This is a genomic window from Pseudoflavonifractor phocaeensis (assembly GCF_016901955.1).
GTDB lineage: Bacteria > Bacillota > Clostridia > Oscillospirales > Oscillospiraceae > Flavonifractor > Flavonifractor phocaeensis_A.
The window spans coordinates 1-21,903 of the sequence record NZ_JACJLC010000026.1; the positions used below are offsets into that span (position 1 = coordinate 1).

A 21,903-nucleotide genomic window follows, 5' to 3' on the forward strand; every position below is an offset into this window, starting at 1 on the left:
AATCTCAAGAGGATGGTTAAGGCCATCTTTTCCGCAATACATATGGATAAAATATGGGCTGAGAATATAATTTTTCGGCCCATATTTTATCTTTGTCAACAGGTCCAGAATTTTTCGCACTTTAGTTCGCAGACTCTGTTGTAAATGAAGTCAGCCAGCAATGGAGGCATCCTCAACGGAAGCCTCCAGATGCTTCATATTCATGTACTTCTTGTTGCCCCACTGGGTACCAGCCACATGGCGGAGCCGGGCACAGACCAACATCAAAGCAGAGTTGCCGTCCGGGAAGCTGCCAACTACACGGGTGCGGCGGCGGATCTCCCGGTTCAGCCTCTCAATGACATTGTTAGTACGGATACGAGTCCAGTGCTCGCTGGGAAAATCGCAGTAAGTCAGTGTTTCCTCAATGCCATTCTCCACCTTCTTGGCAGCCTCTTTCAGCTTCATGGAGCGCAGCTCCTCCACCACAGCCTTAGCCTTTTCACGGGCAGCTTTCTTGCTCTCCTGAGCGTGGATCGCCTTGAGCATTTTAGCTACCAGCTTTACCTTGGAGCGAGGTGTGACTGAGAACACATTACGGTAAAAATGGACGGTACACCGCTGGTATTTAGCCTCAGGAAACACTTCGCCCACGGCCTCCTGCATACCAAGGCACTTGTCGCCAACAATGAGTTTCACGCCATCCAGGCCACGCCCACGGAGCCATTGAAAGAAGCTGATCCAGCTGGCCTTGTCCTCCTTCATACCCTCAGCGGCGCCCAAAACCTCACGGTATCCATCCTCATTGACCGCGATTGCCACCAGAATAGCCACATTTTCAAACTCCCCACCCCAGTTGCGGCGCAGGTAGATCCCATCCACATAGACATACGGATAGCGTCCGCCCTGCAGAGGACGGTTCCGCCAATCCTCAATATGGACATACGCTTTTTTGTTCAGCTCACTGATGGTGGAGGGAGAGACCTTGCTGCCCCAGAGGGCCTCGGTGATGTCCTCCACACGCCGGACGGATACGCCGGCTAGGTACATCTCAATGAGAGCCTCTTCCACACTGCTCTCCCGGCGGCGATACCGTTCAATGATGGCAGTCTCAAAGGAGATTCCCTTGAGCTTAGGCACCTTGAGAGTGACATCCCCGGAAGTGGTGGTGAGGTTGCGGTTATAGTGGCCGCTGCGGTAGCCCTGGCGCTGCTCGTTGCGCTCGTACCGGGCCGCTTGGGTCAATTTCTCTGCCTCGGCCTCCAGCAACTCGTTGAGCGTTTCTTCTACACTTCCACGCACAAGTTCCTTGAGTTGGCCCTTGATAACATCCTCATTTAGCTGTACAATCTTTTCCGACATGGTTTGCTGTCTCCTTTCGAATGGTGTGTCGCGACTTCATTCTACCAGAGATCTGCAAACCATGTCTCTTTTTGTTTTTGCGAAACTTATTCTACCTGACCCAAGTACCAGCATCCAAGCTGCTGGAGTTTGACTGAACCTGAAAACTTCCTGAACTAAATATAACACGGGTTGCCGACATCGGCAACCCGTGTTTCCAATTATTCCACAAAAAGGTCAAGAGCAAAAGTAGCACCCATACGGAAAGCATACATAAACATCCTTTGTACCTCCATATTACTCTGGACTGTCCTCAAATGCTTTAACTCCTGGCACACTTTCTGTTCTTTTTTAGACCTACCCACCATCAGGGAGTGTTCCAACTGCTCAATCTTGCGGGAGTACATCTTGTAGACTGGATCATCTGAACACCCAAACTGTTCCCAAGGTCTGACTTCACCCAGAAAGAATTCTTCCAAAATGCCCATATCCTCACCACCTATATTCTTTTGGTGGGGACATGATACCTCTTCCAAAGGGAAGAGCCAAGGGCCAGTTTTTGAAGATGTATCTTCAAAATGTCCTGTTGACCATCGTTGACCAAATGGGCAACAGGTGGGCAACAAAAAGACCGTTTACCAATGTGGTAAACGGTCTTTCTGGAGCTGGAAACGTGACTTGAACACGCGACCTGCTGATTACGAATCAGCTGCTCTACCGACTGAGCTATTCCAGCAAACAGCATTTTTGATCACTTTTTTGGCCTTTTCGACTATCTCATTTTTGGAATAGAAGAAAAGTCAAGTGGGGCAAGGACTTTCTCACACCCCACTTGCGACTATCTCATTACGAGTGAGATGCTCTGCCATTGAGCCACAGTAGCATTTTACTATCGCAGTATAAAATGATACCATAAACCGTAAGGCAAGTCAACCGCGGATTTGGCAGGGAAGGGCCTGTTTCCAAGAGCTGTACCTTGTGGTACACTAGAAGAAGAGACCGGAAGGGAGAGAAGAGGCTATGACACAAGTACGGGGGCGGTTTGCGCCCAGCCCCAGCGGGCGGATGCACCTGGGCAACCTGTTTTCCGGGCTGCTGGCCTGGCTGTCGGTTCGGCGGTCCGGCGGAGTCATGGTGCTACGGATGGAAGATCTGGATCCAGACCGGTGCCGGAGGGAATACGCGGAGCAGCTGGCCGACGATCTGCGGTGGCTGGGTCTGGACTGGGACGAGGGCTACGGCCTGGGTGGCCCCCACGGGCCCTACCTACAGAGCCAGCGGACGGAGCTCTATCAGGCCGCCTTTCAAAAACTGGAGGGACAGGGACTGGTCTACCCCTGCTTTTGCACCCGGGCGGAGCGGCTGGCTGCCTCCGCCCCCCACCGCTCCGATGGGCAGGTGATCTATACTGGAAAATGCAGGTGTTTGACGGAGGAAGAACAACGGGAAAAATCCGCAAACCGTTGTCCCGCATGGCGTTTAATGGTGCCTGACAGGGAAATGAGCTTTACGGATGGCCTGCAAGGGCCGTACTCCGAACATTTAGAACGAGACTGCGGGGACTTCATTGTACGGCGGTCTGACGGGGTATATGCCTATCAGCTGGCTGTGGTGTGCGACGACGGAGCCATGGAGATCAGCCAAGTGGTGCGGGGGCGGGATTTGCTGGACTCCACGCCAAGGCAACTCTATCTGTACGAGCGGCTGGGGTTGCGCCCACCCGCCTTTTACCACGTGCCCCTGCTGCTGGCGCCCGACGGGCGACGGTTGTCCAAACGGGAGCGGGACCTGGATATGGGGGCTCTCCGGCGGCGGTTTACGCCGGAGGGGCTTACCGGTTTACTGGCCTTCTGGGCGGGACAGCTGGATAAGCCGGAGCCGGCGGTGCCGGGGGAGCTGGCAGGAGTATTTGACTGGCGCAAGGTGCCGGCGGGAGATATCACTGTCTTACCGGAGCTGCTGGAGGCCTGAAAACAGAATGGCCGCCGTGCGTCAGCGCGGCGGCCATAGTGTTTCTCAGGAGAAGCTTACCTGACAACTGGTGGGGACGATACAAACGTAAGTGGTGCCAACGCCAAACTGAATGGGCTGCCCGTTGGCGTCAGTATAATAGAACTGGCCGGAGGGGGAACGCTTGCTCCACTGCAGTTCGGTGATCTTACCGCCACAGGCGAAATAACCGCTGCCGCCGCTGGACAGATCTACGGTGATGTGCCCCAGGGCATCTCCGGTGTTGCGGATGGTGGTCTGAACCACCACCACGTTGGTGACCTCCACCTGCTGGCCGTTGTTGCCGTCTATGTAGGCCGAGCCGTATTCCTCCACGGCGTAGCGGCCGGTGTCTTCGTTATAAAGAAACTTTCCCGTCTTATAGGTGGATACGGGAACGGTAATCTCCGTGGCGTCCGTCCCATCGGTAGGGGCGCCGTCCTCCACAAAGTCCATCTGGTAGGTGTAGCCATCCTCGTGCTCCAGGCGGATGTCATAGGTGGGCAGGCGCTGGATGATGGCCTCGCCGGTGGTGACCACGGTGTGCTCCAGGGCGTAGCTCTGCCTGCGCACCGGGTCCCGCCACATCAGGTTGCTGTTTTCCGAGCTGCCCAGGTAGGTGCCACGGACCCCGTCCAGGGAAGTGACCCCCCACTGGCTGATCTTGGCGTAGGCGTCTTCACTGCCGCCGGCATGGATGAACACAGCGTCGTGGCCCAGAGCCAGCTCCAGATAATAGGGGCGGGCGGAGCGGATGGAACCGATAGTACCTACGTTTTCCAGGGATTGATAGATGCCTACCATCCGGGTGATGCCTCCCTCAGCGGGGGCCTCATATATAATGTCGGCCTGGGACTGCCCCAACTGGGGCAGCGCCTCTTTCAGATTGTTGAGCATGACAGCCACAGGCCGGCGATTCACCCACTCTTCGCTGATAGGAAGGCCGGTCAGAGGATTGACCGGACCGTCGTAATCAGGGGGAATGGTCTCCAGAGTCGGCGAGGGTGTGGCCGAGGCGGTGGGTAGGGGAGAGGGGGAGGAAGAGGGCGTGGGGTCCGGATCGCCACCGCCACAGGCGGACAGGAGCAGGGACAGGGATAGAACCATGGGGATCAGGGTTTTCTTCATGGCGGGATCCTCCGATCTTTCTCAGAATATGACGGACGATGTAAGAATATGATACCTCCCGGGGCGGTCTCCGTCAAGCGATGGCGTGGAGGAAATTGCACTTGTGATTTTACCCGGCCTCCGATATAATAGGATCGTTGAGATGGGCAGAAGGGAGGAGGTAGCCATGCCGCGTCACGGATTCATTCATGATAAGCTGGACATTAAGTTTCTGGTGCTCTATATTATGGCCCGGGTGGCCTCTCCTATCGATTTTCATGCCCTTACCGATCTGACCATGTGTGACGATGGAGTGGATTACTTTGAGTTTGCTGAGGCAGTGTCCGAGTTGGTGGAGACCGGGCATCTGACTCTGGAGGATGGGCTGTACGCCATTACGGAGAAGGGCCGCACCAACGGCGCGGCCTGCGAGAGCAGTCTGCCCTATACAGTCAAACGCAAATGTGGAGCCAGCCTGGCCAAGGTCAACGGCATTCTCCGACGCAACGCCCAGGTGCGGGCTCAGGTGGAGGACCGGCCCGAGGGAGGATGCAGCGTCCGCATGGAGTTGGACGATAACAAGGGAAATTTGTTTACTCTGGAGCTTTTTTGCGGTAGCCGGGATCAGGCTCAACGCTTGGCCAAGGGCTTCCGGGCGGAGCCGGAGCGGGTATACAACGATGTGATTACCGCCCTGCTGGAGGGAGAAAAGAATGGGAAATTTCCCGGGAAAGAAAAATAGCGGTTGACAAACCCTGGACAGGCCGCTATAATAATCAAGCAGTCTTTTGAGGGCTGTGTTTTGCGGATGTGCTGGAACTGGTAGACTGGCTAGCTTGAGGTGCTAGTGGCCCACGGCCGTACGGGTTCGAGTCCCGTCATCCGCACCATATGCGCGAGTGGTGGAATTGGCAGACTCGCTAGATTCAGGTTCTAGTGTGCATTACGCACGTGCGGGTTCAAGTCCCGCCTCGCGCACCAGCGTCGGAGCAAAGTTTACTTTGCTCCGACGTCTTTTTTTGCCTGAAACACCTGCCGTCAGCCCAAGAACGGAGCGGAGGTCCGGTCGGAGGCCTGTTTTATATTTAGAGTCTGTTCTGGGTAAAGGAAATTCACAAATCTCCATATCATTTCCGCCGGATCTGTGTTATGATAATAACTGCTGGACAGGCCGCCTGACGCGGCCGATGAAATTTCCCACGGAGGGCGGAACGTGATGAAAAAATTCAGACTGCTTCTGGCGGCGGGGCTGCTCCTGCTGCTGACAGGCTGCTTTTCCCAGTCGGTAGAGGAGCTGTACGCCCCTCCCCGGGCTCCGGACGACTATCTGAAGCTGGATAATAAAATCAACGAGGTGCTCAACGCCGGCGGCGAGTATGCCGCCCCTCTCACCGGAGACCTGACCCAGAAGGTGCAGCTCCAGGATCTGGATGGGGACGGGGTGCAGGAGGCCATCGCCTTTTTCCGGGTGAGCTCCTCGGAACGGCCCCTGAAAATCTACATTTACCGTCAGATAGGGGAGGATTATGAGGTAGCCGCCATCATTGAGGGTGAGGGCTCTGCCATCAACTATGTGGCATACGAGAACCTGGACGGCGATTCCAGCAAGGAGATCGTTGTGAGCTGGCAAATGATGAGCGATCAGAATCACTCCCTGGCTGCTTATTCTATCCGGAACGGCCAGGTGCTGGAATTGATGCGCACCAATTACACCAGCTTTCAGGTGTGTGACTTGGATCAGGACGGCCAGGATGAGGTCGTGGTCATCCAGACAGGCACCACTGAGGAAAGCAACCGGGTGGAACTATACGATTACAGCGACGGTATCATGGAACTCAACTCCAGCGCCCCGCTGTCCCGCAATGTGACCGGGCTGCCCGACGGAGGCGTCAAGGCTGGATACCTGCGGGAAAATGTGCCTGCGATTTTTGTTACCTCCTCTTATGGATACAGCGGAGTGGCTCAGGAATATGCCGACTCCAATTACAAGGAGGCAGGGCATATCACCGATATTTTTGCCTGGAAGAACAACCGGCTGGTCAATATTACGCTGAATCCCGAGTCCGGCGAGAGTGACAGCACCATCCGCTGGTACACCGATGTGGGGGCCAAGGATATCAACCATGACGGCATTATGGAGCTGCCAGACCCCTTTGCCTTGCCAGAGCCGGACAGCACCAGCATTGCGGTCAATTTCTGGGGTATCCATTGGCGGCAGTATGATTTGGACGGCCGAGCTCACCAGGTGTTTACCACCTATTATAATGACAAGGACGGCTGGTATTTTATTTTGCCCGACCGCTGGGACGGAAAGATCATGGTCTCCCGCAGCGATATGGTGGGTGGTGGCGAACGGGCGGTTATTTTCTACTACTGGGAAGGGAATGAGGGTGAGGATCCGTCTCCTTTCTTGGTGGTGTATACCCTCAGCGGAGACAACCGATTCATGCGGGCCAATATGTCCGGCCGGTTCCGGCTGCTGGATGGGGATGACGACAGCGATACCATTTATGCCGCCCGCTTTATCCAGAACGAATGGGATTGCGGACTGGATGAAGAGGGTGTGAAGTCCCACTTTGCCCTGATCACCAACGACTGGTCCTGAGGGACTTGGATATGTAAGGAGGTAACAGGATGAAAAAGGTGCTCGTGCTGGAGGACGAGGCCAACATCCGCAGCTTTGTGGTCATCAATCTAAAGCGGGCCGGATATGAGGCCATTGAGGCGGAGACAGGGGAGGAGGCCCTGGCCCAGCTCAAGCGGAACCCGGATATCAAGGTAGCCCTGCTGGACATTATGCTGCCTGATATGGACGGCTTTGAGGTGTGCCGCCGCATCCGGGCGGGGGACAACAACATCGGCATTATCATGCTCACCGCTCGCACCCAGGAAATGGACAAAATTACCGGGCTAATGACCGGTGCGGACGATTATGTGACCAAGCCCTTCTCCCCGGCGGAACTTACCGCGCGTATCGACGCCCTCTACCGCCGCACCGGTGGCTCTGTCGCGGTGGACAGTGGCGAGATCAGCCAGCCTCCCTTCCTGTTGAACACCCGCAACCGCACCCTGGAAAAAAACGGCCAGCGGGTGAAGCTGACCCAGGTGGAGTATTCCATTATCAAGCTGTTTATGGATAACCCGGGTAAGGCCCTGTCCCGAGAGGAGATTTTGGATTCGGTCTGGGGCCGGGACTACTTTGGTGAACTGAAGATCGTGGACGTAAACATCCGCCGTTTGCGGATCAAGATCGAGGATGACCCCACCAACCCGACGTTTATCACCACAGTATGGGGCTACGGCTACAAGTGGGGCTTCTGACCTGATATTTAACACTCACTACCAGGTGGTGAAACACGGACTCATGAAAAAACGAATCGGCATCCGCGGCATCCGCAAACGCTGGATGGTGAACTCCATCAGTGTAGTGCTGTTTATTGTGCTGCTGGCGGTGACCGCCTTTTCCGCGGCCATGGGCAGCTACTATTACTCCACTCTCAGCGAGTCCCTCTCCCAAAAGGCGGAGAGCGCGGTGCGCAGCTTCAACTATTACCGGACGGGGGACTCCTATTATGAATACGCCCGCACCCTGGTGGGGGGAGACCAGTCCAGCGACCGGCTGGAGGTGGAGTTTCTGGACGCCAGCGGCCTGATCCGCTACTCCAGCTCCGACCTGACCGCCTTCCGCTCTCCCGGCACCCCCGATATTTCCGAGGCCCTGAGCCAGGGCCATACCAAGGTGTGGACGGGCTCCGACCCCAGCACCGGGGAGCACATCATGGCGGCCACCAGCCCCCTGATCCTCAACGGGGAAGTGGTGGGGGCCATGCGCTATGTCACCTCCCTGCGGAACGTGGACTGGCAGATCGTCATCGTGGTGGCCATCGCCCTGGGCATCGGCATGGCCATCCTGGCCTTCGTCTACTTCTCCAACCTGTACTTTGTCCGCTCCATCGTGGAGCCCATGGCGGGCATCACCGATACCGCCAAGCGGATCGCCGCCGGCTCCTACGGCGTGCAGATCGAAAAGCGGTTTGACGACGAGATCGGGGATCTCACCGACGCCATCAATGATATGTCGCTGAAGATCAATCAGAGCGAGAAGATGAAAAATGAATTCATCTCCTCGGTGTCCCATGAGCTGCGCACTCCTCTCACCGCCATCAACGGCTGGGCGGAGACCATCATGCATGGGGAGGTGCGGGACAGCGCCGACGTGAAAAAGGGCATGGGTATCATTGTGTCCGAGGCCCGGCGGCTGACCAACATGGTGGAAGAGTTGCTGGAGTTTTCCCGCATTCAGGATGGACGGTTTACCCTGTCGGTGGAGCCCATGGACATCAAAGCTGAACTGGAGGATGCGGTCTACACCTACCGGGAGTTCTTCCGCCGGGAGGGCATCGAGCTGAACCACTTTGACTGCGAGGAGGAATTCCCCCCTATTGCCGGGGACCCGGAGCGGCTGCGGCAGGTGTTCTGCAACTTGCTGGATAACGCCGCCAAGCACGGCGGCTCGGGCAAGCGGATCGACACCGCCATCCGCCAGGAGGACGACACAGTGGTCATCACCGTTCGGGACTACGGCCCCGGCATTCCGGAGGAAGAGCTGCCTCACGTGAAGTACAAGTTCTATAAGGGTTCTTCCAAGGCGAGAGGATCGGGCATCGGCCTGGCGGTGTGCGACGAGATCGTTAGCCGCCATGAGGGTACTCTGGAGATCGGCAACGCTGAAGGCGGCGGCTGTATTGTTACCGTTACCCTGCCCATCCAACCCCAATAGGAAACTTCAGGAAATCGAACATCTGTTTCAAAAAAGAGACCCGCGCCCCTTGCAATCGGGGTGCGGGTCTGATACAATAAACAAGATATCAGATCATACCAAAATGCAAGGAGAACATACCCTCAATGTCAAATCAGACCAAGCGTTCCTGTGATACGCCCTATAAGACCATGATCGGCGGCCAGGCCCTCATCGAAGGGATCATGATGCTGGGGCCAGAGAAAAAGGCCGTGGTGGTGCGCAAGCCGGAGGGTGATCTGGCCGAGCAGGTGGAGGAGCGGGTCCTTATTAAGGACAAGCATCCTGCCCTGGGTCTGCCGTTTATCCGGGGCGTGTTCAATTTTTGCTCCTCCATGGCCAACGGGGTGAAGGCACTGATGTATTCTGCCTCCTTTGTGCCGGAGGAAGAGGAGACTCCGCAGGAGCCCTCCAAAATGGAGCAGTGGCTGGACAAGCACTTGGGCAGCGAGAAGGCGACTTCGGTATTGGTGACCATCGCGGTGGTCATGGGCATCCTCTTTTCGGTGGGCCTGTTCATTCTGCTGCCCACCGCCCTGGTGGGGGTACTGGGGCGGTTCGTGCCTCTGGCCATGTGGCTGCGCAATTTGCTGGAGGGCGTGGTGAAGGTAGTCATTTTCATGGGCTATTTGATGCTGTGCTCCCATATGAAGGAGATCCATCGGGTGTTCCAGTATCATGGGGCGGAGCACAAAACTATTTTCTGCTATGAGCACGGCCTGCCCCTGACGGTGGAGAACGTGCGCAAGCAGCCCCGGCACCATCCCCGCTGCGGTACCAGCTTTTTGTTTGTGGTCATCGTGGTGAGCATTCTACTGTCCAGTGTGGTATTTTCCTTTATATCGGTAACCAATACTTTTCTGCGAATGGCACTGCATTTGCTAATGTTGCCCTTTATCGTCAGCCTTACCTATGAGTTCAACCGGGTAGTAGGCAGATATGACAACTGGCTCACCCGCCTGGTGTCCGCCCCCGGCATGTGGCTCCAGAATTGGACCACTTTTGAGCCGGACGACTCCATGATTGAGGTGGGCATCCGGGCTTTTACCCTGGTGCTGCCGGAGGAAAAGGGTAAGGACCAGTGGTGACTGGGCGTTGCCCTGACGGAGAGAAAGAGAAACTGGATACGGGAGCGTGGTTTCATGGCGACCACCTACAACAATCTCTTCCTGGATACGCGCCGGCGCCTGCGGGAGGCAGGGGTGGAGAGCGCCCAGCTGGAGGCCCGGGAGCTGGTATGCGCCGCGGCGGGCAAGACCCGGGAGCAGTTTTATCGGGATATGTCCCTGTACACCTCCGGTTCGGTGGAGGAGAAGCTGGCCGTTTTGGTAGAGCGTCGCCTGGCGGGAGAGCCGGTGGCCTATCTCATCGGCGAGTGGGAGTTTTACGGCCTGACCCTGACAGTAGACCCCCATGTGCTCATTCCGCGGATGGATACTGAGGTGCTGGCAGAACGGGCCATCCTTTTGGCCCGGGAGGCGGGAGAAGGGGCCCGGGTGTTGGATCTGTGCGCCGGCAGCGGCTGCGTGGGACTGGCGGTGGCCGCCAATGTGCCTGGCTGCCGGGTGGTGCTGGCCGACATCAGCGAGGGCGCCCTCAAGATCTGTAAACAGAACATCCGCCGCTGTGAGCTCAATGCCCGGGTGACCTGCCTGCAGGCCGACGCCCTGACGCCTCCGGAGGCCGCCCTGTGGGATTTTGACGTGATTGCCTGCAACCCGCCCTATATTCCTACCGGGGATCTGGCTGGACTGGACGTGTCCGTGCGGGATTATGAGCCCCATTCTGCCTTGGATGGCGGGGCTGACGGTCTGGACTTTTACCGGGCAGTGGCCGGCCGGTGGGGTAAGGCCCTGCGACTGGGAGGTAGTCTGCTTTTTGAGGTAGGCGTTGGCCAGGCTGGGGATGTTCAAAGCCTGCTGAAGGAAAACGGCTATGTGGATGTTCGGGCTACCCAGGATACCCAGGGCATCTGGCGGGTGGTGGAAGGCATTCTGAATGTGTAGCACGCCGCTCCGGCGGTGGAGAGGAGATACGTACATGGCAGAGAAGAAGAAATCCATGGTGGAGAGCGCTGCTCCCGCCTCTGATAAGAAAAAGGCCCTGGAGACGGCCATGGCTCAGATCGAAAAGGCCTACGGCAAGGGCTCCATCATGCGTCTGGGAGACAACGCCGACATTGTGGTGGAGGCCATCCCCACCGGGTCCCTGTCTCTGGACCTGGCCCTGGGCATCGGTGGTGTGCCCAAGGGCCGCATCATCGAGATCTACGGCCCCGAGTCCTCCGGTAAGACCACCTTGGCCCTTCACATCGTGGCGGAGGCCCAGAAGCGGGGAGGCGAGGTCGCTTTCATTGACGCCGAGCACGCCCTGGATCCCTATTATGCCCGGGCTCTGGGGGTGGACATCGACTCCATGCTCATCTCTCAGCCGGACACCGGCGAGCAGGGGTTGGAGATCTGCGAGGCACTGGTGCGCTCCGGCGCCATCGACGTGGTGGTGGTGGACTCGGTGGCCGCTCTCACCCCTCGGGCTGAGATCGAGGGAGATATGGGCGATTCCCACGTGGGTTTGCTGGCCCGGCTCATGAGCCAAGCCCTGCGGAAGCTGGCTGGCTCCATCGCCAAGACCAACTGTGTGGTCATTTTCATCAACCAGCTGCGGGAAAAGGTGGGGGTCATGTATGGCAATCCGGAGGTCACCACCGGCGGCCGCGCCCTGAAGTTTTATGCCTCCGTGCGCATGGACGTGCGCCGGGTGGAATCTCTGAAAAACGGCTCCGAGATCATCGGCAACCGCACCCGGGTAAAGGTAGTTAAAAACAAGGTCTCTCCTCCCTTCAAAGAGGCGGAGTTTGACATCATGTACGGCGAGGGCATCTCCAAGATCGGGGAGATCCTGGACCTGGCTACCAAGCTGGACCTGGTACAGAAGTCGGGTTCCTGGTTCGCCATGGGGGACACCCGCCTGGGCCAGGGTCGGGACGCCGCCAAGCAGTACCTTAAGGATAACCCGGAGGTGTGCGATAGGCTGGAGGAGGATATCCGCAAGAACTCCTATAAGCTGATGAGCAGCCAGGCACGGGCTGCCGCCAAGGCCGCTGGCCGGGCGGTAGATATCTCTGCTGAGGATTTTGAGGATGCGGATCAGTAAGCTGGCCCCTTCTACCCATGTACAGGGGCGCTGGCTGTGCCATATGGAAGACGGGACCATTCTGCGGGTGACCGAGAATGAGGTCGTGGCCTTTGGCCTGTGCTCTGGGCTGGAGCTGACCGGGGAGAGGCTGGCCGCCCTGACGGCGGCGGCCAAGACAGCGGCGGTGCGTGACAAGGCCGTAGATCTGCTGGCCGCCCGCCCTCTGTCCCGAAAGGAGCTGGTGGACAAGCTCACCACGCGGTCCCGGAGTCGGGACAAGGAGCCTGTCACTGACCGGGAAACCGCCGAGCAGGTGGCCGACCGACTGGAGGAGCTGGGCTATCTCAACGATGGGCATTATGCCCACATGGTGGCGGAGCACTACGCCGCCAAGGGTTATGGCCCCAGCCGGATACGGGAGGAGCTCTACCGCCGGGGTGTGCCCCGGGACTGCTGGGAGGAGGCACTGGAGAGCCTGGAGGGCCCGGAAGAGGCCATCGACGGCTTCCTGCGGAAAAAATTGCGGGGGGCCGACCTCACTGATCCCAAGAGCTACCAACGGGCGGCCAACGCTCTGGCCCGCCGGGGCTTTCGGTGGGACGATATCAAGGACGGCCTGCGCCGGTATGGCGCGGACACAGAGGAGGAAGATTGATGGAAGCCAAAGAAGCTTTGCTCACCCGCCGCAGTATCCGCCGCTACAAGGCGGACCCCATCCCCCGTGCCGTGCTGGAGGACATTTTGGAGGCCGGTCTGGCCGCACCATCCGCAATTAATATGCAGCACTGGTACTTTGTGGCTGTCCAGAACCCCGCCGCCTTGGAGGAGATCAAGCAGATCATGGGGGGCGTGGTGGAGAAATTTACCCCCGTGCTGGAGCAGCGGTTTTCCCGCAACCCGGAGCAGGTGGGTATTACCAACAAGTTCCTGTCCACCCTGGGGGGCGCACCAGTGTGCGTGCTGGTGTTCCTGCTGAAGCCCGACTACCCCGACCGGGACGGGGCCATGCAGAGCGTGTCCGCCGCCATTGAAAACGTGCTGCTGGCCGCCTGGGACAAGGGAGTGGGCTCTTGCTGGCTGTCTGCCCCCCAGCGTATGGGCTTCGGTCCCGCCTTTCAGCAGCGGTTCGCCCCTGACAAGGGAGAGTTTGTGGCGGCCATCACTCTGGGCTATCCCGATCAGCAGCCCAAAATGCCACCCCGTCGGGAGGGCAGATACATCATTGTGTAAGGAGATTGTCTCTTGAAGGTTGCGTTTATCTCTCTTGGCTGCGCCAAGAATCTGGTGAATACCGAGCAGATGATGGCCTTGGTGAAAGAGGCCGGCCACACCGTCACCGCCGACCCTGAGGGGGCCGACGTGGCGGTGCTCAATACCTGTGGCTTTATTGAGTCGGCTAAAACTGAGGCCATCCAAAACATCCTGGAACTTGCCCAGCTAAAGGAGCAGGACAAGCTGGGCAAGCTGCTGGTGGCTGGCTGCCTCACCCAGCGGTACCGGGACGAGATCCTGGAGGAGCTGCCTGAGATCGACGGCATCCTGGGCACCGGCAGCTATACCGATGTGGTCCAGGCTATCGAGGCGATGGCGGAGGGGGACGTCCCCACTTATTTCGGGGATATCCACCACACCATTGAGGACGGTGCCCGGCTGGTTACTACGCCCCCCTATACCGCCTTCCTGAAGATCGCTGAGGGGTGCGATAACCACTGCGCCTACTGCGTCATCCCCTCTCTCCGGGGCCGCTACCGCAGTCGCACCATGGAGTCCCTGTTGGCCGAGGCCCAAAAGCTGGCTGATGACGGGGTAAAGGAGCTCATCGTCATCGCTCAGGATATTACCCGCTACGGCACCGACCTGTACCACAAGCGGATGCTGGGGGAGCTGCTCAAAGAGCTGTGCAAGCTGCCCTTCCACTGGGTGCGCCTGCACTACCTGTACCCCGACGAGTTGGACGACGACCTCATTGACGTCATTGCCGGAGAACACAAGATCCTCAACTATATCGACATCCCTCTCCAGCACATCAACGACCGTATCCTGAAGGCTATGAACCGCCGCTCCACCAAGGCGGAGATCGTAGCCCTGCTGGACAAGCTGCGGCAGCGGCTGCCCGGTCTGGTGCTGCGCACCTCCCTGATCTGCGGTCTGCCCGGGGAGACCGAGGAGGAGTTTGAGGAGCTGTGCGATTTCCTGCGTGAGAGCCGTATTGAGCGGGCGGGGATCTTCCAGTTCTCCCCTGAGGAGGGAACCCCCGCCGCCGCCATGCCGGATCAGGTGGACCCCGATACCGCCAAGCGGCGGGTGGAGCTGTTGGTGGAGCTCCAGAGCCGGGTGATGGACGGCTGGAACGAGAGCCGGCTGGGAGAGACCCTGGAGGTGCTATGCGAGGGCTTTGACCCGGACATGGGCTGTTTTGTAGGCCGTTCCTATGCCGATTCCCCCGACGTGGATGGGAAGGTGTACTTTACCGCCGGGGGCGTGGTGCCCGCCGGGACCTTTGTGAACGTACGGATCACCGGCACCAGCGATGGGGATCTGACCGGGGAGATAGAGGAGTGACGACGTTGTGAATACCGCCAATAAGCTGACCATGCTCCGGGTGCTGCTCATCCCGGTGTTTCTCATCGTGCTCTATGCGGGTTTCCCCTATCATATGTGGGTGGCACTGGCCATCTTCATCCTGGCCAGCCTCACCGATTTTGTGGACGGCTACATTGCCCGCCACCGGAACATGGTCACTGACTTTGGCAAGCTGATGGACCCCCTGGCGGACAAGGTGCTGGTCATGTCCGCCCTGCTGTGGTTCACCGAGTGTGGCCGGTTCCCCGCCTGGGTGCTGCTTATCGTCATCCTGCGGGAGTTCGCTGTCACCGGCCTGCGGCTCATTGCCGTGGAGCATGGTCGGGTCATTGCCGCCGGTTGGTCGGGCAAGATCAAGACCGCCTCCACCATGGTGTGTATCTGCCTGATGCTGGCCTTTCAGCATCAGACTCTGGATCTGGTGTGTGTAGTGGTGATCCTGATTACCACGGTCTACTCCGGGTCGGAGTATTTTATCCGGAACAAGGACGTTTTGGACACCGAACACCTGTGATTCCTGCCGAAAAGCGGAAGCGAGACTGGCCCATTTCCCCGCGTTTCCCTGAAATAGAAACGAAATGGAAGGGTGAGCCCTATGAAAAAACGGACGTTGGAACACATGTTGGCTCTGGTACTCTGCCTGTGCCTGCTGCTTCCGGGAGGAGCAGCCGCCGCCAGTCGACAGACCTCCCCGGCGGCGGCCTATCAGTCCGGAACCGTAATGGAGATCGCCACGGCCGAGGATCTGAAACTCTTTGCCCAACAGGTGGCGGTGGACCGGGGGACAGACGGTAAGCTGGTGGCCGATATCGACCTGACCATGGAAGGTGTCTGGAACCCCATGGGTGGAAGCTGGGATTCGGACGGCTACAGCGGTACCTTTGACGGCAACGGCCATACCATCACCGGCCTTCATGGCGGCAGCCTGTTTAATACCATCTCCGGGGAAGGGAGCGTCCGGGACCTGACCCTGGCGGAGGTGAATGTTACCGGTTCGGCGCCCCTGGCCAGGCTGTCCTTCGGCACGGTGGAAAACTGCCATACGGAAGGTCGGCTGCGGGCGATCGACATCATGTATATCGGGGGCCTGGTGGCCCGGGTGGAAGAGGGAGCTGTGCTCAACTCCAGCGCCACAGTGGACATCACCGCCGAGTGTACTGAGTACGGTGCGGAGAACTTTGGCTACTATGAGGTCGGCGGTGTGGCGGGCTACCTGGGGGGGCGTATGGACGGCTGCACCTATACCGGCGACATTACGGCCACCGGTCTGGTGCCCGGCTGCGGGATCATCATGGGAGGCGTTGTGGGCTTTTTGAGCTTCAACGAGACCGAGCTGCGCAACAGCGGCAGCCGGGGCACCATCACGGTGGCCGTCCAGCCCTCCGCACTGAAGGAGCCCGGGCAGATCAGCGTGGGAGGCGTCTGCGGCTCGGTGAACAGCTCCGTCAAGGTGCGCAACTGCTACCACATAGGCGACATCTCGGTATCCATGCCCGACGACCAGGTCAGCGCGGGAGGAATCGACGGGGATTACCTGCCCGGCTACTTCTACAGCAACAAATATGAAAACTGCTGGACCACCGGGAGGGTATCCATTCAGTCCTCCGGCCCTCAGGCTACCTTTTCCCAGCGGGAGGACCTGTCCCTCTACTTCGTGGGGGAGGGGGCCGAAGTGGGGTCTCAGACGGGGCAGCGGCTCACCCAGGCCAGTCTGACCGACGGCACCCTGCTGCGTCGGCTCAATGACTATGTGGCCGCCCAGGGCGGAGATGAGCTGTTCCTGTGGGTACAGACCGCCCAGGGCCCTGTTCCCCAGGGAATAGCCTACTGGTCCGCTTTTTCCGACGTAGCGCAGTCCGACTACTTCTTCCAGAGCGTCATCTGGGCGGTGGCCCAGGGGGTGACCACCGGAACTTCCTCCACCACCTTCAGCCCGGACCGGAAGTGCAGCCAGGCCGAGATCCTGACCTTTCTCTGGCGGGCCGCCGGCAAGCCGGAGCCCTTGGGCAGCGGGAACCCCTTTACCAACCCGGTCATTACCCCAGAGCAATATTATTACGAGCCCCTGCGCTGGGCCTACTACAGCTACATGACGGGAGATCCGGGGATGGATCCCAACCAGCCCTGTACCCGTCTGGAGGCGGTCTATTATATCTGGTGCGTGGCGGGCTGTCCTGAGGGGAGCGTTACAACATCCTTTACCGACGTGGATGATTTCTTCTTGGCGCAGGCGGTCTCCTGGGCGGTAGACGCGGGGGTGACCACCGGCACCTCTTCAACCACCTTCTCCCCCTATAAGGTCTGTTCCAGGGGGGAAATCGTTACCTTCCTGTACCGCTATTTCTCCCAGCTGCCGGAGGATGATCCTCTTTTTTGGTGAGGAAGTCCCCGGAGAACTTGACACACAATTCCTATCGTGATAGTATAATGTTCCATAGGTGAATATCGCGTGGATCGGAAAGAGTACCCAGCGAGTACCCGCCAGAGAGGGAGCGTCACCGGCTGAGAGCGCGCCCAGGGGGTAACTGGAGAACGTGCGTCCGGGAGCGAGGGGGATGTGGACGCCCCCCGGCTGGCCTCGTCATCGGCCATTGAGTGAGAAATGAGAGTGGAACCGCGAGCTGATCGCCTCTTATGCCCCCTGGGCATAAGAGGCGTTTTTCTTTTGGAGGTGTTGACCCTGACCAGACTTGGCGAGACTTTGCGGGCCTACCAGGCCCGGGACCCGGCGGCCCGGAGCCGCCTGGAGATCTTTTTGCTTTACCCCGGCGTACACGCCATCATTTACCACCGGGCGGCCCATTTCCTCTACCGGCACAAGCTGAAATTCCTGGCCCGGTTCGTCAGCCAGTGGAGCCGGTTCTGGACCGGCATCGAGATCCACCCCGGGGCCAAGATAGGCCGGCGGTTTGTCATCGACCACGGCATGGGCATCGTCATCGGCGAGACCGCCGAGATCGGGGACGACTGCCTGATCTACCACGGGGTGACTCTGGGAGGCACCGGCAAGGACCACGGCAAGCGCCACCCCACCCTGGGCAACAACGTGATGGTGTCCACCGGGGCCAAGGTGCTGGGTCCCTTCAAGGTGGGGGACAACTCCCGCATCGCCGCTAACGCGGTGGTGCTCACCGAGATCCCCCCCAACGCCACCGCCGTGGGCGTGCCCGCCCGGGTGGTGCGCATCGCCGGGGAGAAGGTGGATTACGCCTCCTCGGTGGATCAGATCCACGTCACCGACCCGGTGCAGAAAGAATTGCAGGCCATCAGCTCCCGCCTGGAGTGGCTGGAGCAGCTGATGGATGAACAGGCCAGAAGCCAAAATCAATAAGGAGCGACAGAGCATGAAACTGTATAATTCCGCCACCCACACCAAAGAGGAGTTCGTGCCCCATACCCCCGGCAAGGTAGAGATGTATACCTGCGGCCCCACGGTGTACCACTTTGCCCACATCGGCAACCTGCGCAGCTATATCATGGAGGATGTGCTGGAGAAGTACCTCCGCTATGAGGGCTATCAGGTGAACCGGGTGATGAATATCACCGACGTGGGCCACCTGGCCTCCGACGCCGACACCGGCGAGGATAAGATGGTCAAGGGGGCCAAGCGGGAGCACAAGAGCGTCATGGAGATCGCCCAGTTCTACACCGACGCCTTTTTTGCCGACTGCCAAAAGCTGAACATCAAGTATCCCGACGCGGTGCAGCCCGCCACCGGCATGATTGACGACTATATCAAGGTCATCACCAGGCTGCTGGACACCGGCTATGCCTATCTGGCCGGGGGCAATGTGTACTTTGACACCTCCAGGCTGGGCAAGTACTATGTGTTCAACGACCATGACGAGGAGGACCTGGCGGTGGGCGTCCGGGAGGGCGTGGAGGAGGACACCAACAAGCGCAACAAGAACGACTTTGTGCTGTGGTTCACCAAGTCCAAGTTTGAGGACCAGGCCCTGAAGTGGGACTCCCCCTGGGGAGTGGGCTATCCCGGCTGGCACATCGAGTGCTCCTGCATCTCCATGAAGTACAACGGGGAGTACCTGGACCTCCACTGCGGCGGCATCGACAACGCCTTCCCCCACCACACCAACGAGATCGCCCAGTCCGAGTCCTACCTGGGCCATCCCTGGTGCAAGTACTGGATGCACGTCCACCACCTGAACACCAACTCCGGCAAGATGAGCAAGTCCAAGGGGGAGTTCCTCACCGTCTCCCTGCTGGAGGAGAAAGGGTACGATCCCCTGATCTACCGGTTCTTCTGCCTCCAGTCCCACTACCGCAAGGGCCTGGTGTTTACCTGGGAGAACCTGGACAACGCGAAAGCGGCCTACGACAAGCTGGTGGCCCGGGTGGCCGCCCTGTCCGACGACCCCGCCCCGGTGGACGAGGAGGCCGCCGCCCGGTACAAGGCCGCCTTCATCGAGGCGGTGGGCAACGACCTGAACACCTCCCTGGGCATCACCGCCCTGTACGACGTGCTCAAGGCCGACGTGAACGACGCCACCAAGCGGGCGGTCATCGGCAGCTTTGACACCGTGCTGGGCCTGAGCCTGCTGGAGAAGGCCGCCGCCCTCCGGGAGAAGGCCGCCGCCCCGGTGGAGGGGGCCGAGGAGATCGAGTCCCTCATCGCCAGGCGCCTGGAAGCCAAGCGCGCCAAGGACTGGGCCACCGCCGACGCCATCCGGGACCAGCTCAGGGAGATGGGCGTGGAGATCAAGGACAGCAAGGAAGGGACCACCTGGACCCGTGTATAAACAGACAAAAGGGACTGTTGCAAAATAGAATCAAGCTGTCATTCTGAGCCCCAAAGGGGCGAAGAATCTTTCTGCGGCGGACAACTCCGCCGGAAAGATCCTTCGCTGACGCTCAGGATGACAAAAAGGGGCTGTTGCGGATTGCAACAGCCCCTTCTCATAGCAATTTGGCAGGTTCAGCCCTTCAAATAGGCCAGCACGTCGGCGGCATTGGCGTCCGGCTTCACCTTGGGCATCACCTTTTCGATGACCCCGTCGGGGCCGATGATGAAGGTGGAGCGCACCACCCCCATGGACACCTTGCCGTAGTTTTTCTTCTCCTGCCAAACCCCATAGGCCTGGATGGCGGACAGCTCCGGGTCGGACAGCAGCAGGAAGGGCAGCTCATATTTCTGGGCAAACTTCTGGTGGGAGGCCACCGAGTCCTTGCTGATGCCGATGACCACCGTGTCCAGGTCGTTGAACTCCTGGTAGGCGGCGGCGTAGGCGTTGGCCTGGCGGGTGCAGCCGGGGGTGTTGTCCCGGGGATAGAAGTAGACCACCACCCGCTTGCCCAAAAAACTAGACAGGGTAACAGGGTTGCCCTCCTTGTCAGGCAGGGTAAAATCAGGGGCTTTGGTTCCGGCTTCCAGCATGTCAGGAATCCTCCTTTAAAAATACGTAGTGCTCCGGGGTGGAGCGCTGGGGATCAAAGCGGTAGCCCAGGTCGGCGAAGGCTTGCAGCTCCTCGGCTCCGGCCGCGTCATGCTCCGCCATCCAGCGGACCATCTGCCCCCGGGCCATTTTGCACATGGTGCCCTTCTCCACCACCTTGTCTCCAATCAGTTCCCCAAAGGTGCAGGTGAGGAAACGGACGGCAGGGGGAAGGTGGGGGGAGACCGCCCTGCTGTACTCCTTGGAGGCCAGGTTGACCACCAGGCCGGTTTCGGTGGCCAGGGCGGCGGCCAGCCTGTCCCCCCAGAAGGCGTACAGGTCCTTATGGCCGTCCACGGAAAGAGAGGCGGCCATCTCCAGCCGGTAGGGAGTGACCCCGTCAAAGGGTCGCAGCAGGCCGTAGAACCCGGAGAGAATCCGCAGGTGTTCCTGAACGTACTCCAGCTGGTTCCGGCTGAACACCCCGGGGGCCATGTACTGGTACTGGATGCCCTGGTAGGACAGCAGGGCGGGGGTCAGGTCCCGTTCCAGCTCCATGTGGGCCAGCCGGTCCAGGTTGAGGGCGGTGATGGCGTCGTTGCACTTCCACAGCCGCTTCAGGCTGGGGCCGTCCATGGCTGTCAGGGCGACCAGCAGCCGCCGGGCTTCCGGCAGAAAGGCGGGCAGGGCCCGGACGGCAAAGCTGTCGGTGTCCACCCGCATCTTTTTGGCGGGGGAGATGATAACGCGCACGGCCGGGCCTCCTTTCTCATCGTCTGTGGAATGGACACTATTATACCACAGGAATGCCCGAAGAAAAAGCGGTTTTTCCTCTTGACAGGGGGCGGCGGGTTTGCTATAATACTACGGTACAACAAAGCAGGATGGTACCCCCTCCTCACCTCCAGCAGCAGCGAAGAGGTCAACATGGTCAGCGGCGCGCCGTGTGTTCGGCGCTGCTGTTCTGTTGTGGCGCGGGTACCGGACTGGTAACCGCGTTTTTGTATGCAATCGTATTGGAGGTGCTTTCGTATCAGCAAACAGGGTCATCAGATCAACGAAGAGATCCGCGACAAGGAGGTTCGGTTGGTCTCCGACAGCGGCGAGCAGCTGGGGATCATGTCCGCCCGGGAGGCGCTGGAGCGCGCCGTCGAGCAGAACCTGGACCTGGTGAAGATCTCTCCCAACGCCGTTCCTCCGGTGTGCAAGCTCATGGACTACGGCAAGTACAAGTTCGAGCAGACCAAGCGGGAGAAAGAGGCGCGCAAGAACCAGCATGTGGTGGAGATCAAGGAAGTCCGCATGTCGCCGGGCATTGACGTGAACGATTTCAACGTCAAGCTCCGCAACGCCCAGAAGTTCCTGGCCCAGGGCAATCGGGTGAAGGTCACCGTCCGCTTCCGCGGCCGCGAGATGGCCCACACCGACATCGGCAAGGGCCTGCTGCTCAAGTTTGCGGAACAGTGCAGCGAGGTGGCCGCGTTGGATAAGGACCCCAAGCTGGACGGACGGCACATGTCCATGTTCCTCTCCCCCAAGGTAGCCAAGGACAACAAAAAGTCCTGACCCATTCCTGAAATC

At 59.2% G+C, this 21,903-nt stretch carries 21 protein-coding genes and 3 tRNA genes; 18 read left to right on the plus strand and 6 right to left on the minus strand.

Annotated features, from left to right (window positions below; translation table 11 throughout):
- Positions 1-150: 150 nt before the first annotated feature.
- From H6B51_RS07885 to H6B51_RS07895, 3 genes are all read right to left on the minus strand, one after another.
- Positions 151-1,341: an IS256 family transposase gene (locus H6B51_RS07885; RefSeq protein WP_204883159.1), complete on the minus strand. Its 1,191-nt coding sequence runs from the start codon at positions 1,339-1,341 to the stop codon at positions 151-153.
- Between the two features lie 200 nt (positions 1,342-1,541).
- Positions 1,542-1,808 carry a DUF6809 family protein gene (locus H6B51_RS07890; protein ID WP_204883160.1) on the minus strand — a complete coding sequence of 89 codons (267 nt, stop codon included), beginning with the start codon at positions 1,806-1,808 and terminating at the stop codon, positions 1,542-1,544.
- Between the two features lie 172 nt (positions 1,809-1,980).
- A tRNA-Thr gene (locus tag H6B51_RS07895) sits at positions 1,981-2,056 on the minus strand.
- Between the two features lie 284 nt (positions 2,057-2,340).
- Between H6B51_RS07895 and gluQRS the strand changes: the two genes are divergently transcribed.
- The gene (gluQRS, locus tag H6B51_RS07900; protein WP_204883161.1) at positions 2,341-3,291 is read left to right on the plus strand and encodes a tRNA glutamyl-Q(34) synthetase GluQRS; all 951 of its coding nucleotides are present in this window, start codon (positions 2,341-2,343) and stop codon (positions 3,289-3,291) included.
- 45 nt (positions 3,292-3,336) lie between these two features.
- On the opposite strand, the gene H6B51_RS07905 is transcribed toward gluQRS, so the two are convergent.
- A complete protein-coding gene (locus H6B51_RS07905; RefSeq protein ID WP_204883162.1) occupies positions 3,337-4,437 on the minus strand; it encodes a DUF3048 domain-containing protein in 1,101 nt (366 codons plus the stop codon).
- A gap of 166 nt (positions 4,438-4,603) precedes the next feature.
- Between H6B51_RS07905 and H6B51_RS07910 the strand changes: the two genes are divergently transcribed.
- The 16 genes from H6B51_RS07910 to cysS all read left to right on the plus strand — a co-directional run bounded on the left by H6B51_RS07910 (position 4,604) and on the right by cysS (position 19,689).
- Positions 4,604-5,158 (plus strand): DUF4364 family protein, encoded by a 555-nt coding sequence (locus H6B51_RS07910; RefSeq protein WP_204883163.1) that lies wholly within the window; start codon positions 4,604-4,606, stop codon positions 5,156-5,158.
- A gap of 62 nt (positions 5,159-5,220) precedes the next feature.
- Positions 5,221-5,306 (plus strand) — tRNA-Leu (locus H6B51_RS07915).
- A gap of 3 nt (positions 5,307-5,309) precedes the next feature.
- Positions 5,310-5,397, plus strand: a tRNA-Leu gene (locus H6B51_RS07920).
- A 235-nt stretch (positions 5,398-5,632) separates the two neighbouring features.
- Positions 5,633-7,021, plus strand: coding sequence for a hypothetical protein (locus H6B51_RS07925; protein WP_204883164.1), 1,389 nt, complete (start codon positions 5,633-5,635; stop codon positions 7,019-7,021).
- 29 nt (positions 7,022-7,050) lie between these two features.
- The gene (locus tag H6B51_RS07930; protein WP_204883165.1) at positions 7,051-7,737 is read left to right on the plus strand and encodes a response regulator transcription factor; all 687 of its coding nucleotides are present in this window, start codon (positions 7,051-7,053) and stop codon (positions 7,735-7,737) included.
- A 43-nt stretch (positions 7,738-7,780) separates the two neighbouring features.
- Positions 7,781-9,196 carry a sensor histidine kinase gene (locus H6B51_RS07935; protein WP_204883166.1) on the plus strand — a complete coding sequence of 472 codons (1,416 nt, stop codon included), beginning with the start codon at positions 7,781-7,783 and terminating at the stop codon, positions 9,194-9,196.
- Positions 9,197-9,321: 125 nt separating this feature from the next.
- Positions 9,322-10,302 carry a DUF1385 domain-containing protein gene (locus tag H6B51_RS07940; protein WP_204883167.1) on the plus strand — a complete coding sequence of 327 codons (981 nt, stop codon included), beginning with the start codon at positions 9,322-9,324 and terminating at the stop codon, positions 10,300-10,302.
- A gap of 54 nt (positions 10,303-10,356) precedes the next feature.
- Positions 10,357-11,220, plus strand: a complete 864-nt coding sequence (gene prmC, locus H6B51_RS07945; protein WP_204883168.1) for a peptide chain release factor N(5)-glutamine methyltransferase — start codon at positions 10,357-10,359, stop codon at positions 11,218-11,220.
- A gap of 34 nt (positions 11,221-11,254) precedes the next feature.
- Positions 11,255-12,367 carry a recombinase RecA gene (gene recA, locus H6B51_RS07950; RefSeq protein ID WP_204883169.1) on the plus strand — a complete coding sequence of 371 codons (1,113 nt, stop codon included), beginning with the start codon at positions 11,255-11,257 and terminating at the stop codon, positions 12,365-12,367.
- Positions 12,354-13,004 carry a regulatory protein RecX gene (locus H6B51_RS07955; RefSeq protein WP_204883170.1) on the plus strand — a complete coding sequence of 217 codons (651 nt, stop codon included), beginning with the start codon at positions 12,354-12,356 and terminating at the stop codon, positions 13,002-13,004. Before recA ends, H6B51_RS07955 begins: the two co-directional genes overlap by 14 nt.
- Positions 13,004-13,579, plus strand: a complete 576-nt coding sequence (locus H6B51_RS07960; protein ID WP_204883171.1) for a nitroreductase family protein — start codon at positions 13,004-13,006, stop codon at positions 13,577-13,579. Before H6B51_RS07955 ends, H6B51_RS07960 begins: the two co-directional genes overlap by 1 nt.
- Before the next feature lie 12 nt (positions 13,580-13,591).
- Complete coding sequence (gene rimO / locus H6B51_RS07965) at positions 13,592-14,911, plus strand: 30S ribosomal protein S12 methylthiotransferase RimO (protein WP_204883172.1); 1,320 nt, start codon at positions 13,592-13,594, stop codon at positions 14,909-14,911.
- Positions 14,912-14,918: 7 nt separating this feature from the next.
- On the plus strand, positions 14,919-15,446 hold the full coding sequence (gene pgsA, locus H6B51_RS07970) for a CDP-diacylglycerol--glycerol-3-phosphate 3-phosphatidyltransferase (RefSeq protein WP_204883173.1): 528 nt from the start codon (positions 14,919-14,921) through the stop codon (positions 15,444-15,446).
- Between the two features lie 81 nt (positions 15,447-15,527).
- Entirely contained in the window at positions 15,528-17,312 is a 1,785-nt protein-coding gene (locus tag H6B51_RS07975; protein WP_204883174.1) for an S-layer homology domain-containing protein, read from the plus strand.
- 222 nt (positions 17,313-17,534) lie between these two features.
- Positions 17,535-18,263, plus strand: coding sequence for a serine O-acetyltransferase EpsC (gene epsC / locus H6B51_RS07980; RefSeq protein WP_418055060.1), 729 nt, complete (start codon positions 17,535-17,537; stop codon positions 18,261-18,263).
- A gap of 13 nt (positions 18,264-18,276) precedes the next feature.
- On the plus strand, positions 18,277-19,689 hold the full coding sequence (gene cysS / locus H6B51_RS07985; RefSeq protein WP_204883175.1) for a cysteine--tRNA ligase: 1,413 nt from the start codon (positions 18,277-18,279) through the stop codon (positions 19,687-19,689).
- Positions 19,690-19,865: 176 nt separating this feature from the next.
- Here the strand turns inward: cysS and bcp are convergent, their stop codons facing one another.
- Positions 19,866-20,324, minus strand: coding sequence for a thioredoxin-dependent thiol peroxidase (gene bcp, locus H6B51_RS07990; protein WP_204883176.1), 459 nt, complete (start codon positions 20,322-20,324; stop codon positions 19,866-19,868).
- A 1-nt stretch (position 20,325) separates the two neighbouring features.
- Positions 20,326-21,075 carry a peroxide stress protein YaaA gene (gene yaaA / locus H6B51_RS07995; RefSeq protein WP_204883177.1) on the minus strand — a complete coding sequence of 250 codons (750 nt, stop codon included), beginning with the start codon at positions 21,073-21,075 and terminating at the stop codon, positions 20,326-20,328.
- A 252-nt stretch (positions 21,076-21,327) separates the two neighbouring features.
- On the opposite strand from yaaA, the gene infC reads away from it, so the two are divergent.
- Positions 21,328-21,888, plus strand: coding sequence for a translation initiation factor IF-3 (gene infC / locus H6B51_RS08000; protein WP_204883178.1), 561 nt, complete (start codon positions 21,328-21,330; stop codon positions 21,886-21,888).
- Positions 21,889-21,903: the final 15 nt, after the last annotated feature.